Annotated in this window: 14 protein-coding genes; 5 read left to right on the top strand and 9 right to left on the bottom strand. The window is 45.3% G+C overall.

Translation table 11 applies throughout. The features are described 5' to 3' along the window. Positions 1 to 419 precede the first annotated feature (419 nt). Positions 420 to 1,133 carry a DUF1997 domain-containing protein gene (locus QUA27_RS24455; protein WP_333071287.1) on the bottom strand — a complete coding sequence of 238 codons (714 nt, stop codon included), beginning with the start codon at positions 1,131 to 1,133 and terminating at the stop codon, positions 420 to 422. A gap of 121 nt (positions 1,134 to 1,254) precedes the next feature. On the opposite strand from QUA27_RS24455, the gene QUA27_RS24450 reads away from it, so the two are divergent. Both QUA27_RS24450 and QUA27_RS24445 read left to right on the top strand, forming a co-directional pair. Continuing rightward, complete coding sequence (locus QUA27_RS24450) at positions 1,255 to 1,914, top strand: NAD(P)H-binding protein (protein WP_333053110.1); 660 nt, start codon at positions 1,255 to 1,257, stop codon at positions 1,912 to 1,914. Positions 1,915 to 2,072: 158 nt separating this feature from the next. After that, a complete protein-coding gene (locus tag QUA27_RS24445; RefSeq protein ID WP_333071285.1) occupies positions 2,073 to 3,359 on the top strand; it encodes a glycoside hydrolase family 24 protein in 1,287 nt (428 codons plus the stop codon). A 217-nt stretch (positions 3,360 to 3,576) separates the two neighbouring features. On the opposite strand, the gene QUA27_RS24440 is transcribed toward QUA27_RS24445, so the two are convergent. Next, positions 3,577 to 3,969: a hypothetical protein gene (locus tag QUA27_RS24440; protein ID WP_333071284.1), complete on the bottom strand. Its 393-nt coding sequence runs from the start codon at positions 3,967 to 3,969 to the stop codon at positions 3,577 to 3,579. A gap of 272 nt (positions 3,970 to 4,241) precedes the next feature. On the opposite strand from QUA27_RS24440, the gene QUA27_RS24435 reads away from it, so the two are divergent. Next, positions 4,242 to 4,442: a hypothetical protein gene (locus QUA27_RS24435; protein WP_333071283.1), complete on the top strand. Its 201-nt coding sequence runs from the start codon at positions 4,242 to 4,244 to the stop codon at positions 4,440 to 4,442. Positions 4,443 to 4,697: 255 nt separating this feature from the next. On the opposite strand, the gene QUA27_RS24430 is transcribed toward QUA27_RS24435, so the two are convergent. Then, positions 4,698 to 4,946 carry a hypothetical protein gene (locus QUA27_RS24430; RefSeq protein ID WP_333071282.1) on the bottom strand — a complete coding sequence of 83 codons (249 nt, stop codon included), beginning with the start codon at positions 4,944 to 4,946 and terminating at the stop codon, positions 4,698 to 4,700. A gap of 174 nt (positions 4,947 to 5,120) precedes the next feature. Continuing rightward, complete coding sequence (locus QUA27_RS24425) at positions 5,121 to 5,465, bottom strand: Dethiobiotin synthetase (RefSeq protein WP_333071279.1); 345 nt, start codon at positions 5,463 to 5,465, stop codon at positions 5,121 to 5,123. Positions 5,466 to 5,671: 206 nt separating this feature from the next. On the opposite strand from QUA27_RS24425, the gene QUA27_RS24420 reads away from it, so the two are divergent. Next, a complete protein-coding gene (locus QUA27_RS24420; protein WP_333071278.1) occupies positions 5,672 to 7,180 on the top strand; it encodes an SGNH/GDSL hydrolase family protein in 1,509 nt (502 codons plus the stop codon). Between the two features lie 170 nt (positions 7,181 to 7,350). Here the strand turns inward: QUA27_RS24420 and QUA27_RS24415 are convergent, their stop codons facing one another. The 5 genes from QUA27_RS24415 to QUA27_RS24395 form a co-directional block, all read right to left on the bottom strand. Continuing rightward, complete coding sequence (locus QUA27_RS24415; protein ID WP_333071276.1) at positions 7,351 to 8,163, bottom strand: MlaE family lipid ABC transporter permease subunit; 813 nt, start codon at positions 8,161 to 8,163, stop codon at positions 7,351 to 7,353. Between the two features lie 225 nt (positions 8,164 to 8,388). Next, the gene (locus tag QUA27_RS24410) at positions 8,389 to 9,426 is read right to left on the bottom strand and encodes a patatin-like phospholipase family protein (protein WP_333071273.1); all 1,038 of its coding nucleotides are present in this window, start codon (positions 9,424 to 9,426) and stop codon (positions 8,389 to 8,391) included. A gap of 84 nt (positions 9,427 to 9,510) precedes the next feature. Beyond that, on the bottom strand, positions 9,511 to 10,140 hold the full coding sequence (gene mtnB, locus QUA27_RS24405) for a methylthioribulose 1-phosphate dehydratase (protein WP_333071272.1): 630 nt from the start codon (positions 10,138 to 10,140) through the stop codon (positions 9,511 to 9,513). A 260-nt stretch (positions 10,141 to 10,400) separates the two neighbouring features. Beyond that, positions 10,401 to 11,069, bottom strand: coding sequence for an HAD-IB family phosphatase (locus QUA27_RS24400; protein ID WP_333071271.1), 669 nt, complete (start codon positions 11,067 to 11,069; stop codon positions 10,401 to 10,403). 124 nt (positions 11,070 to 11,193) lie between these two features. Further along, positions 11,194 to 12,015, bottom strand: a complete 822-nt coding sequence (locus QUA27_RS24395; RefSeq protein ID WP_333071270.1) for a Crp/Fnr family transcriptional regulator — start codon at positions 12,013 to 12,015, stop codon at positions 11,194 to 11,196. A 355-nt stretch (positions 12,016 to 12,370) separates the two neighbouring features. On the opposite strand from QUA27_RS24395, the gene QUA27_RS24390 reads away from it, so the two are divergent. Beyond that, positions 12,371 to 13,351, top strand: coding sequence for a DALR anticodon-binding domain-containing protein (locus QUA27_RS24390; protein ID WP_333071269.1), 981 nt, complete (start codon positions 12,371 to 12,373; stop codon positions 13,349 to 13,351). Positions 13,352 to 13,423: the final 72 nt, after the last annotated feature.

The raw sequence follows: 13,423 nt of genomic DNA, 5'->3' as shown, positions 1-13,423 counted from the left end.
AAAAAGCCTAAATTAATACCAAGTTAATCAGGATTGGTGAAACCATATATTTTACAATTGATTTAGGATTGCTATATGTCAAATGCAATCATGACCTTACCCTTAAATTTTATTAGCAATAAATTGGTTATTTGGATTAACTGATCGAGCAAGTGTTGTATTCAAAAACATAGGCATAAGGCGCGCATGGAGCACCCGGAGACAGTGATATCAGTTTCAAAAAAGCAACTGTATGCCCGTGATCCCAACCCATACACAATCAGTTATTCCCAATAATTTAATCTAAAATTGTGCGACTGATCCCTCACATCGAAGTCGAAAATCTACAATGGTATGAGTTATTACGCTCGCACTTAAGGGTAAGGCGCGCAGTGCGCACCCTACAAATGTGAGTCAGAGCGCAAGTATTGTTAATGTTTCTAATGTTTCTTAGGATTTTTCGGAAAAGGAATGCCCAAACTTTCGTGAAAAACAAGCTGAGTTTTATAAGTCAAGCGCCGGTTAACTTGTTTGATAATTTTTTCCAAAAGCGCATCGCCAGTTTTTTCTATCAAAGGCTGAGACATCGATCGAATAAACTTGGGAAAGCAAACCCCCACAGCCAAATCCAGCTTCCACGTAGCGCTGGTAATCGCAGGCGGCAGCTTAGCACGTTCCGATCTCGGCCAATCGGCGGCAAACTCCTGAGATGGTATCTCCACTAGCTTCATCGCCGATCGAAAATCCACTTCATACCCAGGCGAGGTATAATCCGGAACCGGAATAGTCTTAATTAAATAGCAGCCTTCAGCGTCAGGCGGCAGCAACTCTAAACCAATTCTCGCTTCAACACGGTAGCCGAAAGCCCCAAAACGCCCGATTAATAAATCGTAGCCGTTTTCTCCGAGCGGCTGGGCCTTCATCGGCGAAGCGCACTGGCAAAACCAAGTCTTGTGGTTGTTCAAATGCTTTGCCACCGTCTCCGCATCGGCGTACATCTCCATGCTGTCTTCAAAATGCGTGTGAAACCAAATCGGCTCAACTTCCTCTCCTGCATCCGCGCTTTGACTTTCCGGCTGTCGGAAACTCGCATCTGGGTAGTAATTTTCGTCAGAAGCTTCAAAAGTTTGATATTCAGCGGAATCCTGCTTCATCGTATGCTCTCCTGTTATACACGCCAATCGATCCGGTTGGGGATGTGTTAAGGGAGTTTCCTCCCTACAATTGAGAAATTGATAGTAACAAAACTTACCCTAATTCAGCATAACTCGACTTATGAAAGCATTTGTAGCAGGAGCCACAGGTCAGACTGGCCGCCGCATCGTCGCAGAATTAGTCAAGCGAGGTATTCCCGTGCGCGCCTTAGTCCGAAATCTAGACACAGCTAGACAAATTTTACCACCGGAGGCTGAGTTAGTGACTGGAGATGTATTAAATGCGACTTCCCTGGGCGATGCCATCGGCGATAGTACGGTATTGCTGTGTGCGACAGGGGCGGCCCCTGGTTTTGACCCGACAGCACCTTACAAGGTGGATTTTGAAGGTACTAAAAATTTGGTGGATGCAGCTAAGGCTAAGGGCATTGAGCATTTTGTGCTGGTGACTTCTCTGTGCGTCTCTCAGTTTTTTCACCCGCTGAATTTGTTCTGGCTGATTCTGGTTTGGAAGAAGCAAGCCGAGGAGTATTTGCAAAAAAGCGGTCTAACTTATACGATCGTCCGTCCGGGCGGTCTCAAAAATGAGGATAATTCAGATGCGATCGTCATGACTGGTGCGGACAAAATGTTTGAGAGCAGCATTCCCCGCACCAAGGTAGCCCAAGTGTGCGTGGAGGCGCTGTTTCAGCCGACTTCTCGCAACAAGGTTGTGGAAATTGTGGCGAAGTCGGAGGCTCCGCAAAAGAGTTTTGAGGAGTTGTTTGCCAGTGTGATTTGATTGAATTAGCCTCGCTTGGGTTCGGTGCGTCAGACAAAAAACACTTTGATTTGAGTCAAAGATGGGGGCTGACGCACCCTACACCAATTTTCCGATCGCCAAATCTGGCAAAATCTTAATAGTTTTACGATTCGCCGTTAAATTTTCCCTCTCTCAGCATGAAAACTCTCAAGTGGCCAGCTTGGTTCCCCTATCCGATTTCGTGGTTAAGGGCATTTGCTCTCGCTCAGAGTTTTAGTTTTTTCCTTCGCAGGGGTATTCCTTTGGTCAGCGACGATATCCGCTTTCTGACTCTACTGCTGGCGGCTTGGCTGATTCAATTGCCTGTGTTTTTTGTGTTTCACTTGTTCGCAGTCAAGATCTTAAATCCCTTACTAATTATGCTGCCGGGGCGCTTTCGCGTTGCGCGCAAGTTCAAGCGCAGGCACACTGGTATTCGATCGCACTTGCGAGAAGGCTTGAATGCTGTTGTAGTGATTTTTTTTGCATTTAATCTGTCGCTGTTGGTCCAACTTGCGATTTTTTATTGGCCAGCGCGATCGATCGATCCCGCCCAGTTATTAACAGGAATATCTACTCTGACAAATGTTGCCATAGCCGGTGAATTAGATTTCTGGCTGAGCAAATTGGCGGGGGTTTTATCGAGTTTAACGCTGTTAGCGGCTCCCCTATATCAATACGATTTTCGCGTGCGCCGGATGCGGGTGGCTCGAAAATTAGCCGAAATTTCGGAAATGGAAATGACTTGGCTAGAAGCTGAGAAATTCGGCCGTCGAAAAAGAGGTTTGCTGAGGCGATCGGAGATTCAAATCCTCGGATTTATACTTTTAATCGGCGCTGTGATTGGCGGCGGTGTTTTTGTGGTTGACAGTTTGCGGGGAAATCAGCAGTTGTCGCAGTCGGTAAGCGGGGTGGGCAAATTGCCGCCGCTGGCTATGAAAACCGGCGATCCTTACATTCGGGCGCTGATGCGAACTATTTCTGCTAGCGAGTCGAATGTTGCTCGACCTTATCACGTTGTTTACGGTGGCAAATATATATTAGATTTGAGCCGCCATCCTGACTGGTGCGTGAAGATTGTTAATGGCCCGAATCGAGGCAAGTGTACTACGGCAGCGGGCAGGTATCAATTTCTGACTACGACTTGGAAGGAGAAGGCTAAGCGCTATCAGGCGCGTCGTGCTAATTTTTTATTCTGGGAAGATTACAGTTTTGAACCAGAAGATCAGGATGCTGTGGTTTATGCTTGGTTGAGCGATCGAAAGTTTTGGAAAGCTGATATTCCTGAGATGTTGCGGCAGGAAAGATTAATTGACGTATTGCGGATGCTTTCGGGAACTTGGACGAGTTTGGGATATGGAATTGAGAACAATTCTATGACTTCTCGTTTGCCGAAAGTCTACCGGGAAATGCTGCGGGAAGAATTGGAAAATGCTGGTTCTTAGGGAGTTAAATGTTGGCTGTTGACAGTTGAGTGATAACTGTTAACTGTTAATCTGAGGTGCATCTAAATTTTACAGTCAACTTTGATAAACAATTATGGTGGAGTGGGCGTCTCGCCGCCCGAACAATACAACTTAAATGCACAACAGCTTAACGAATTTTATTGGTGATTAACAAGCCAAAGGAATTAATAAATTACCACTAACAAGTAAGGAGTAATTACTCCTTCAATTTGGGTAAAAATGCTGTCAAACATTTGTACAATTCTAATCCCGGTCCAGCTTGCAGCGGATAAAGCCTGTCGAAATTAATGGGGTTGCGCGGTGCTAATTTCCACTCGGTTTTCTGTGCTGTTTTTGGGGAAACTTCGATCGCTACCGTGAGGTTAATAATATTGTTCTGCTGGGGGATTCCCCGGAAGCAGTAACTTTTGCCCGTGCGTTTGTCTGAATCGCTGCCGGTGATGTATCTGTCTTGTTTGCGAAATTGGATTTCTCTGAAAGGTCGATCGATCGCAAAGGAGTCTCGGTAGCGGTAGTCTCCGTCGCGCAAGATTTCGACAGTCGGCCTGATTTGACTTATAAGTGTTGCTGCACTAAGAGTTAGCATCATTGATCCGGGTTCCTGTTGTGAAATCGGTGATTTTGCTTTTGCTGCCTGGTGTCTATGTCGTCGTGGGCGATCGGCTGAAACAAACGTGCGCCGTGTAACAAATTAATAAAAGTTGTTAAGCTGTTTAAGTTGATCCCTAGCTATCGTGAATAATTATTTCATGGTTTTATCTCTGTAACCTATCTGAGTAATAATAGAAATATACAGCAAGCCGTGAGAAATTTTACGGGCATATTTTAGGGATTAATTGACGATACTTAGAGGATACTGCTATGTTTTGCGTGACGCGAGAAACAAAAAATTTAGGGCTGGTTGAAACCGGAAATTCCCAACGGCGAGGATCTTTAACCTCTGCATCTAAAAGTACCCGTATTCTCCGATCGCGAGTTTACAAAGATGAGGCTTTGGTGTCTGCTACCCTGGCGGGACTGCCAAGTCTTTTGGCATCCCTCGAAAGCTTTCGCGAGCTGTAGAACTTGGCATTTTCTATTGCTATATATGGCGCATGGAGATTTGTGATAGTGGCTGTCAACCCAGCACGGGCTGTTTTGATTGCACCTACCATCTTCCTCGATTTGAGTAGAGTTTTTCTGTAAAAAACTCTTCCGGGACGCTGAAACCTGGTTGTTTATACAAAAACATTTTTACAGCCCTTTGTCATGGTATGAAAAATGGTATAAAAACCAGGTTCCTTTGGTGTGTGTCCGTAAGTTTTGTGTTAACAAAATTTATTTGTTAGTGTCATCGGGTGCGATCGATGCCTCTACCTCTTGGGATGAACGGCTTAACATAGAGTCGTGCAGGTGTTCGTTGTGCTGCCTTTCTTGAGCCATTAATTCTCGGGCTTTTTCTTCAGCAATTCCTTCGCTAGGTGTTTCTAGCTCGTGGGAGGAACGGTTGAGCATAGAGTCGTGCAAGTGTTCGCTATGCTGCCTTTCTCGTGCAATTAGTTGTCTAGCTTTTTCTTCTGCGTTCATGAGTAATTTCTCCCATTGCTGGTTAGAACCGAATTATTATATTAAGATGCCACAATTCGAGGGTAAATGTAGCAAGATTAACATAAAATTTTACAAATAATTGTAGGAAAAAAATGTATAAAAAAGATTAAGTCGGCTGGCGGTGGGTATCGGGATTGGTGGTTGGCGAGGTAATTATTGCCAAACGCCGGAAAAGATATTCTTGACTGCGATCGCAATTCGGTTTAAGTCTTCCTTGAGCAGCGGTGGCCAAGAAACTCCTCTGCGGAGGCCAGCTTCAAATTGCTGCAAACCTTCTACTGACAGTAAATGCAGTGCCGAGATTAATTGTCGATCGAGCATTGGAGATTCTTGCAGCCCGTCAAACAATATTTTTAAAGCTAATAAAATCGATGTCACCTGTCCGGGTACGGGCGGTTGACCTTGTTTGAGACGCATCAGGAAGGCGTCGGGATTTTTCTTGGTTTCCAGAGCGGTTCCTTGGTCGATCAGAAAACTGCGGGCTGTTTTGTAATCCATTTGACGTGCGATCGATCTCCTGCAATTAATTAGCAGGCATTATATCACTTTTTGTCGCGCTCAATTTGGTAATATATTTCCATACAGGCTAAACTACAGCTACTCGTGAGGTCGGCCCACAAGCACGCTACAGCTACTGATAGAGGCGTAGCATTCATCCCACAGTCGCCTCGATCGAAGTGAAACGGACAGGGAAAAATCAAACAATGGCAAAACACCAAGGAAATAGCAGACAATCCAAGATTTATCGCTACTTGTGGCTGTTTTTTTTGTGTCTGATCTTTCTGTTAGTTCCGCTCATCAAAAAAATAGCTGCCGATACGCCATTCCCCCCACCTGCTCCTATTGCAAATAATACTACTTTTGGAGCGAGGATTCAAAGGACGATGGGGCTACTTGCGGCTAGCACTCCAACAGACCGCCGCCAAGTACGTATTCTATTCTACGGTCAATCCATCACAGAACAAGATTGGTGGAAAGATGTAGTGAAGGATTTGAAAAAGCGATTTCCCAATGCAGATTTGATTGTGGAAAATCGGGCAATAGGAGGATTTTCCGCACCAATTTTAATCCGTCCCAGCGAACACGATTTGTATCCTTTTTATCCAGACTTGCTAATTTTTCACGTCTACGGAGGTGGTGAAGATTACGAAGCCATAATTGCCAATGTCCGCAGCCGCACTGCTAGCGAAATACTCTTGCATTCAGACCACATCCAGTGGCTGCCGACAGGTAACAGCGACGATCCAGAAGAAGTCAAAAGATACGAATGGCACAACACTCATTCTACTAAATGGCTGCCTGAGTTAGCTGATAAATACGGCTGCGAAATCGCCGAAATTCGCGAACCTTGGATGCGGTATTTGAAAGACAATCGCTTGCAGCCAAAACAGCTATTGAGCGACAGCGTTCACCTCAACGATTGGGGAAATTTTCTCCTAGCTGCTCTCATAAAGCCGCATCTGCGATACAAGCCAAATTCTCCTCAACCGCCGCAGGATTTAGTGAAAACCTATACGGTTGGCAGTGATGTTAAATGGCAAGATGGCAAGTTGGTTTTAGAATTTGAAGGAAATAGAATAGATGCGATCGCCGATAAAACCTTCAACGGCAAGGCAATTTCTGCTAGAATTGCGATCGACGGCAAAAAACCCTCAGAATTTCCTGAACTTTACAGTATCACCAGACCTAGCGCTAGTCCTGGCGTTCCTTGGCCGGCAATCATCCAAGTATCTAGCCAAAAACCGCTAATCGTCGAAGATTGGAAAGCCGTAATTACTGAGATTAACAGCGACGCCAGCAAGTTTAAATTTGACGTTGTAGGTTCTAAAACAGGTTACGACGGCAGCGGTACAAATGACCAAATGTTTGTCTCAAACTCCGGCCGCATCGTGATTGAACCGAGAAACTGGTGGCTTAAAAATTCTTATGAATACTCTAAAAAACCTACGCCTAAAGGCTTTGAGATTTCCTGGCAGGTGAGACCAATGTTTGTGGATTCATACGTTCCGCCACAAATTGCAGATTCAAGCCGCGAGTATTCTACAACATTAGCTCAGAATTTGAGCAACTCCAAACACACCCTTGAAATCGTCCCCGAAACAGATGGGAAAGTTCCAATCGAGGCAATTCGAGTGTATCGCCCTCCTTTCTCCAATCTAAAATCTCAAGTTGAGAGTTTTAAACCGCAGATATCAGCGGATGAAAACAGATGAACGCTGATGCAATTTTATCAGCGTTTATTTGCGTTCATCTGCGGTTTAAAAAATCTTCATGTTAATTTTTTTATAGCACGATCCTTGGTGGCGTAGGGCGTTGATGATTGTTCAAACCCTTAATATTTAAGCATCTTGACTCCTGACTCCTGCTATAATCGCCAAGATTATCAAGTTCTAGGAATCCCCAACTCCTGAGACATCAACAGCGATAAACATAAATCCGCCATAAAAATCAACACCCAAGAAGTTACCACCGCCGCCGTGGCAGCTTGGCCTACTCCTTTCCCTCCGCCCACCGTCGTCAATCCCCAACCGCAACCGACAAGGGCAATTATCAACCCAAAAATAAAACTTTTAATCGCCACAGTTACTAAATCCCAAGGCGCCAAAAAAGTCCGCACTGATTCCAAAAATACCGACGGTTCCAAATTATAAAAATTAACCGCTACCAATAGCCCGCCCAAAATCCCCACCGCTACCGCAAAAATTGTTAAAATCGGCAGCATGATGCAGCAAGCTATAACCCTCGGCACTACTAAATAATCAACCGGATTTGTTCTTAACATATACAGGGCGTCTATTTGTTCCGTCACCTGCATTTCTCCTATCTCCGCCGCAAAGGCTGAACCTACTTGTCCCGCCACCACGCCCCCCGTTAAAAGCGGTGCTAATTCCCCACAAAATGCCACAGCAAAAGGACCTCCCACCGCCTCAACCGCCCCAAAGCGAACCAATTCTCGGGCGGATTGAAAGGTAAAAATCATGCCCCCAAACAAGGCTATTAGCAGCACGGATCGGAAAGAATCCAGGCCTACTGTTACTAAATGTTCCATGATTTTGCGGTGGTCAATTTTGCCTTGGAGTATGCGTAGCAGCACTTGGCCACCCAGGAACAACGTCACAAAAAAACGCTGAAACCACCTGTTATTGAAGGTTTCATCTAAATGTCGATCGTGCTTTTCTTGGTGTTTTTTAACCAATGACTGAGGGCTCGCGATTAATTGCAAACAGGGCGAAGCACTGCCACCTACTGATTTTTGGCAATCCTACAGCAATTATTGCACGATTTGTCAACATATATTTTCAGTCTGCCTGCCCTGCGGTTGGTGCGCTATACCATTTGAGACTTTAGATTGGCAGTGATTGATTCTGTGGTAATCATCACTCATTTCCCAATCTAAAATCTCAAATCTAAAACCCTAGGACTACTCCGCAAGTAATAAGTCGATAAACTTATCCAACTCTTCATTATTCTTGTCGGCTTGATCCTTGCCAATTCTCAGCAGGTCTGATATTTTCTCTTCCGAGGCATCATCAATGGGCAGCGTTTGTTCGTGGCTCAAATCGGGAGTAATTCTCAAATATTGATTCGGTCTTTCAACCGCATCATAAATTTGAATTAGTTGATAATTTACAGTTTCCGCAACTCCCGTCATCATGATATTAATTAAAGGCTCAACCCACTCAACTTGACCCCAATTTTTTACTTCTTCGTAGGGGAATTTTTTCTGAGCTTGTCCCGTTCCGAGTGATAAAATTACCATATCTTGTGCTGTTGGGCCTTTGTCGGGGCGAGCGTCGGGAATTCGGAATTTATTTCTAACTTCTGCATATGCACAAAGTGCCGGATTGTTTGCGAATACTCCCCCGTCAATTAAAGCGTAGGATTCGTTGGTCAAAGAGTAGATTTTGGGAAGTTCAAAATAAGAGGGAGCGGCAGATGTGGCTCTGGCGATATCTCTAATAAAATAGTCTTCTGCTGGAGATTGTTGAGCATCTATTTTATCGAAAAAGTGAGCTTTTCTCCTTTCGACATCGTAGCTGGAAATTAAACACGGTTTCAGCAGTTGGCTGAGTTGGCAATCTCTAAAGTTTTCCAAAAATAATTTTTCTAAACGATCGCTCACATATTTCTCATCTATCAAACCGTCTATAGATCTGAGTTTTTGCCAAAATGAACTCTTAAAAACGTCGCGGCCGCTCTTAATCGAAAAATTAACAGCGTCTTGGGCCGACCACCGAGGCCGGGTGGGATTTTCGTCGGCATCGGGACACAAATAGATGCAAGTTAAAATTCCTCCCGCACTTGTTCCCGCGATTAAATCAAAATAGTCAGCTATTCTCGCCTCTGGGTTGCCGCTTTTTTGTTGCAGCTTTGACTCAACGCTAACTAAAATTTGCGCGGGGATAATCCCTCTAATTCCGCCTCCATCTAGGGATAAAATTCTCGTATATTTAGCCATAATTGTTGTCTCTTCTCGATGTTTGCTCGTTTCCTAATCTCAAATTCCCAAGGCTCCGAATTTATGCACCGCTCAATCTCTACTCTAAAATCTCACATCTAAATTTAATTGGTGGGCTGCGATCGTATAGCGAAAAATGTATTCTACAATTTCTACGTAATTGTAGGCAGCGGCTGGCGAGTCTGCCCAGACTGTGATGCCGTGATCGCGAATTAACAAAGCGGGTACAGAGGGCGCACAAATGGCAAAGAATTCGCAAATTTTCTTGGCTATCTTAGGGACTTCTAAATAATTTGTAAAGAGGGGTATAGACACTTGCGGGTTTTCCTCCCAGACCCCCAACCCTTTCACTATTTCGATCGCGGGTAAAGGCACTGCATCTCCTGCTGTTAGCCGAGAAACTAAATTTGCCTCGATGGAGTGGACGTGATAGCAAGCTTTGGCGTTTGGAAAACAATTGTAAATAGCTAAATGAATGCTGGTTTCAGCCGAAGGGCGGCTGTCGGCAACAGGTTGCTCGACAATTGCGCCGTCTGAGTTCATTCTGATAAAATCTTGTTCAGTTAACTGCCCTTTGGCGCGGCCGCTAGCAGTAATCCAAAAACTGCCATCTGGTAAGCGGGCTGAAAGATTGCCAGCAGTCCCAACCATCCAACCGCGATCGTAAAAATGTTTGGCTGCTGCAATTAAATCCGATCTCAAATCGCCACTCATTCTTTATAATTCCTCAGTTTTTTATGTACTTTGTAGGTTAATAGTGACATTTTGCACCATTCTCAAGAACAGGCTTTCCGGCCTGTTCCACAAAGAGTAAATTTTCTTGTGTGGTGGGCATCCTGCCCCCTCGTGAAAGGCTTATTGACAATGGTGCAAGATGTGAGTTAATAAGAATTGCCCTGGCTTATATAAACGTAGGGTTGGCTGTGCACAGTTTACCAATACACACATAGCTTTTCTTGAGAAAGGCTATAGTTTCAATTCCATTTCTGGGACAAACTTTCCAAGATATCAAAAAAATTATCCCATTTAGTATAAGGCTTTTGCTGTTCGTCTAGATACTCGGCAAGCCGATCGCGCGCAAACACCGACGAAGCCTGCAAAGCCATATTAAAATCCGTCAGCGAATCTCCAATCGCCACCTGTTCTTCGGCCGGGTGCTGCGCCATCACCCGCACCTTAGACACCAATTCCTCATCTCCTTCCAACTCAGAATTGACTTGCAACCGAGGGCCGCTAGCGTCCACATCCACAGCGTAAATAACGCTCGCCCGGTTTACCAAATCGCCCATTACCGTCTCTACCATAATCCGAAGACCGCCGGACACGATCGCAAAATCTACCTTTTTCTCGTCCAAAAAATCCAGCAATTCCAACAATCCCGGCCGCATCAGCCTTCCCCTAGAAAATTCTACAATTTCCCCGTAACATTCAGAGGGAATAGACTCTAGTAACTGCCGCACTCCCGATCGCAAACTCAGCCTTCTAGCGTATATTTCAGGCATTAGTTGAGACGACAATTCCGGTGCGAAATGCTTGAGCATTGCCACAAAAGTTTCTTCAACGGTTATCGTGCCGTCAAAGTCGCAGAATACCAACCGTTGCTGATTGTTCGAGATTGAAGATTTTTGCTTGTCATCGGTCATTGTCAGTCGCACCTTTCGAGAACGGGAAAAGTTTACACAATTCATCGTACACTGTCGAGCGATCGAGCGCGACTGCCCAAAACTAATAGTGACGAGCTGTTTGTTGGCAATTTACCGCAGGATTTTATGCAGATTCTTCGAGAGAATCTTCATCTTCTAGGGAATCTTCATCTTCCAGGGAATCTTCCAGAGAATCTTCCAGAGAATCTTCTAAGTCCTGCTGTTGGTTTGTTGTCTTTTGGGGGTTAGACTTAGCCGGCAAACAGATTAAATTATCATCCTCAGTATTAATCAAACCTTTCGATCGCAACTTACCCATAAGCCGCGTCACCGTCACCCGCGTTGAGCCGATGGCGCTACCAATTTGAGCGTGAGTCAAGGCCCAAGGCAGGCGGTAGCCCCGAACCACATCCGGTTCGCCGTCACCTACGTAAGGTTCGCCGAACTCCTCGATCAACAAAGTGAGAAATCCCAACAGTCGGTCGATCGTCCGGCGCTGTCCCAAAGTGCTCAGCCAGAGAAGTTTCCGCTGGTGCTGGTAGCGAAACGCATCCAAAATTTCCCTACGAAAGTGAGGCCAATTATCCAAGTCGTGCCAGTACATCCACACTACGTGAGTTTGATCGGCATGAGCGTAAGCTTGGAGAGTAAAAGGAGACTGAGCAACCAGTTCAAAGGGCTGACCGGCGCCGACGAAGCCCAAAAAAGCTTCTTCTGTAGTTTTGTCAGCGGATTTTGACTTCGCCGCTGCAGCGCTAACTTGAGCGCTGCCTACGAGCCGCACAGAACCTTTCTGAACTAAATACAGCAGTCCGGGTCTTGCGGGAATCCGCTCGTCTTTGCTAAAAGTCCGGCAGCGGTAGTGTTCCTGGGCCCAGTCGATAATTCGCTGCCAAGTAATAAAAGGTCGATCGATAGTCTCTAGAGGTGTGGAAGTTGATTGCATAAGTGAGGCTCTGGGATATATTTAATAGTGAGACAAACAGTTTCTGCCAGCAGTGCGATACAAAGTGAGATAACCAACCCCCGATCGAGCTTCTACGCTTCTTAACTGTGCTGACTTTTCTGTGTTTTACCGAAAAATTAAATGTAGCAAAAAATACATCAAAATGGTAGAGATCAGCAAAAAATTTGTCTGAAATAATTGTATATTTAGCCCCAAAATCGCTACAAAGCCGATTAATTCGATTTATCCCCGTCCGGGGGAGGCGATCGACTATCCCTGACATCCGCAGTTTAACGTACAAGAAAAGTGCAAGGGGTCACAGTTTATCGTTGCTTTTACGGTAGGATGAGCCGATATGGATACAGCAAAGATCTCACAGTGCCCGGAAGTTACAGTGAAGTGTTTCTTGCTTTCAATGTTCCAAAGCGCGATCGCCCAGCAGGGAACACTGACCCAAATTCCGTTAAATCCCATAGGTGGCAGCCTTTTCAAGAACAGGCAAGATGCCTGTTCCACAAAGAGTGAATTTGATTGTGGGGTGGGCATCCTGCCCGCCCATAACAAGCTTATTGAGAAGGGTGCAATAATTCCGTTAAATCGAAGTAAAGATAGCGCGCGGGTGCTGTACGTGTCTGCGATCGCCCTGAAATTGGCTAAAACTTGGCAGCAGACACCGCAGACAATCGCGACCGAGTTGGCCGAAACACTCGAACCGCTGTGCTACCCCGATTTCGCCGTTAAAATAGCGCCGGGGGGAACGATCGAGATGGAGTTGACTGATGCGGGTTTAGCCTTCTGGTTGCAGCGTTTAGCTCAAACGAACCTTCCAGTTTCAGGATCTAAAATATTAGATTCTGTTGTCTGTGCCGATCGACTGTTTCCCATTCAGTACAGCCACGCGCGCTGCTGTTCCCTGCTGCGAATGGCCCACCGCGATCGGATAATTTTGATCGCCCAACCCGATGTGACTACAGCGCCGCAAATTTGGTCCCTAGCGAGTCCAAATCCTATTCCTTGGATTGACGAGGGCGATCGACTGCGGTTAGTGCATCCAGCAGAACGCCGTTTAATATCGCAACTGTTAACAGTGCTAGACAATTTATATCCTACTTTTGAGGTGAAAAACCGCGAAAAACCTGTTAATTATTTCAAATTAGCCAATAGTTTGAGCGAAGCCTTTCAGATTTTTTACAGCCAGTGCCGAATTTGGGGAGAAGTTAAAATAGAACAGCCAAAACTCGCCCAAGCGCGATTAGGTTTAATATTTGCAACTCAATCTTTGCTGCGATTTATCCTAGAAAATTTGTTTAACGCTCTTGCTCCTTTAGAACTTTGATTGGGCTCTCATTTTTAGTAACCTTTATTCATCATAAAAGCTGGGTTTCCGAAAGTTACCTTGACTTCTTCC

Origin of the sequence: Microcoleus harperi Pol14_C6 (assembly GCF_036701295.1) — a bacterium.
Taxonomy (GTDB): domain Bacteria; phylum Cyanobacteriota; class Cyanobacteriia; order Cyanobacteriales; family Microcoleaceae; genus Microcoleus.
Note: the sequence above shows the minus strand (reverse complement) of the source record. Positions and strands in the feature narration are given on the sequence as shown.

Excerpts from the sequence above, each read along its gene's own strand:
- QUA27_RS24455 (WP_333071287.1), bottom strand. The coding sequence starts at position 1,133 with ATGAAGCAGGATTCCGCTGAATATCAAACTTTTGAAGCTTCTGACGAA.
- QUA27_RS24450 (WP_333053110.1), top strand. The coding sequence starts at position 1,255 with ATGAAAGCATTTGTAGCAGGAGCCACAGGTCAGACTGGCCGCCGCATC.
- QUA27_RS24445 (WP_333071285.1), top strand. The coding sequence starts at position 2,073 with ATGAAAACTCTCAAGTGGCCAGCTTGGTTCCCCTATCCGATTTCGTGG.
- QUA27_RS24440 (WP_333071284.1), bottom strand. The coding sequence starts at position 3,969 with ATGATGCTAACTCTTAGTGCAGCAACACTTATAAGTCAAATCAGGCCG.
- QUA27_RS24435 (WP_333071283.1), top strand. The coding sequence starts at position 4,242 with ATGTTTTGCGTGACGCGAGAAACAAAAAATTTAGGGCTGGTTGAAACC.
- QUA27_RS24430 (WP_333071282.1), bottom strand. The coding sequence starts at position 4,946 with ATGAACGCAGAAGAAAAAGCTAGACAACTAATTGCACGAGAAAGGCAG.
- QUA27_RS24425 (WP_333071279.1), bottom strand. The coding sequence starts at position 5,465 with ATGGATTACAAAACAGCCCGCAGTTTTCTGATCGACCAAGGAACCGCT.
- QUA27_RS24420 (WP_333071278.1), top strand. The coding sequence starts at position 5,672 with ATGGCAAAACACCAAGGAAATAGCAGACAATCCAAGATTTATCGCTAC.
- QUA27_RS24410 (WP_333071273.1), bottom strand. The coding sequence starts at position 9,426 with ATGGCTAAATATACGAGAATTTTATCCCTAGATGGAGGCGGAATTAGA.
- mtnB (WP_333071272.1), bottom strand. The coding sequence starts at position 10,140 with ATGAGTGGCGATTTGAGATCGGATTTAATTGCAGCAGCCAAACATTTT.
- QUA27_RS24400 (WP_333071271.1), bottom strand. The coding sequence starts at position 11,069 with ATGACCGATGACAAGCAAAAATCTTCAATCTCGAACAATCAGCAACGG.
- QUA27_RS24395 (WP_333071270.1), bottom strand. The coding sequence starts at position 12,015 with ATGCAATCAACTTCCACACCTCTAGAGACTATCGATCGACCTTTTATT.
- QUA27_RS24390 (WP_333071269.1), top strand. The coding sequence starts at position 12,371 with ATGGATACAGCAAAGATCTCACAGTGCCCGGAAGTTACAGTGAAGTGT.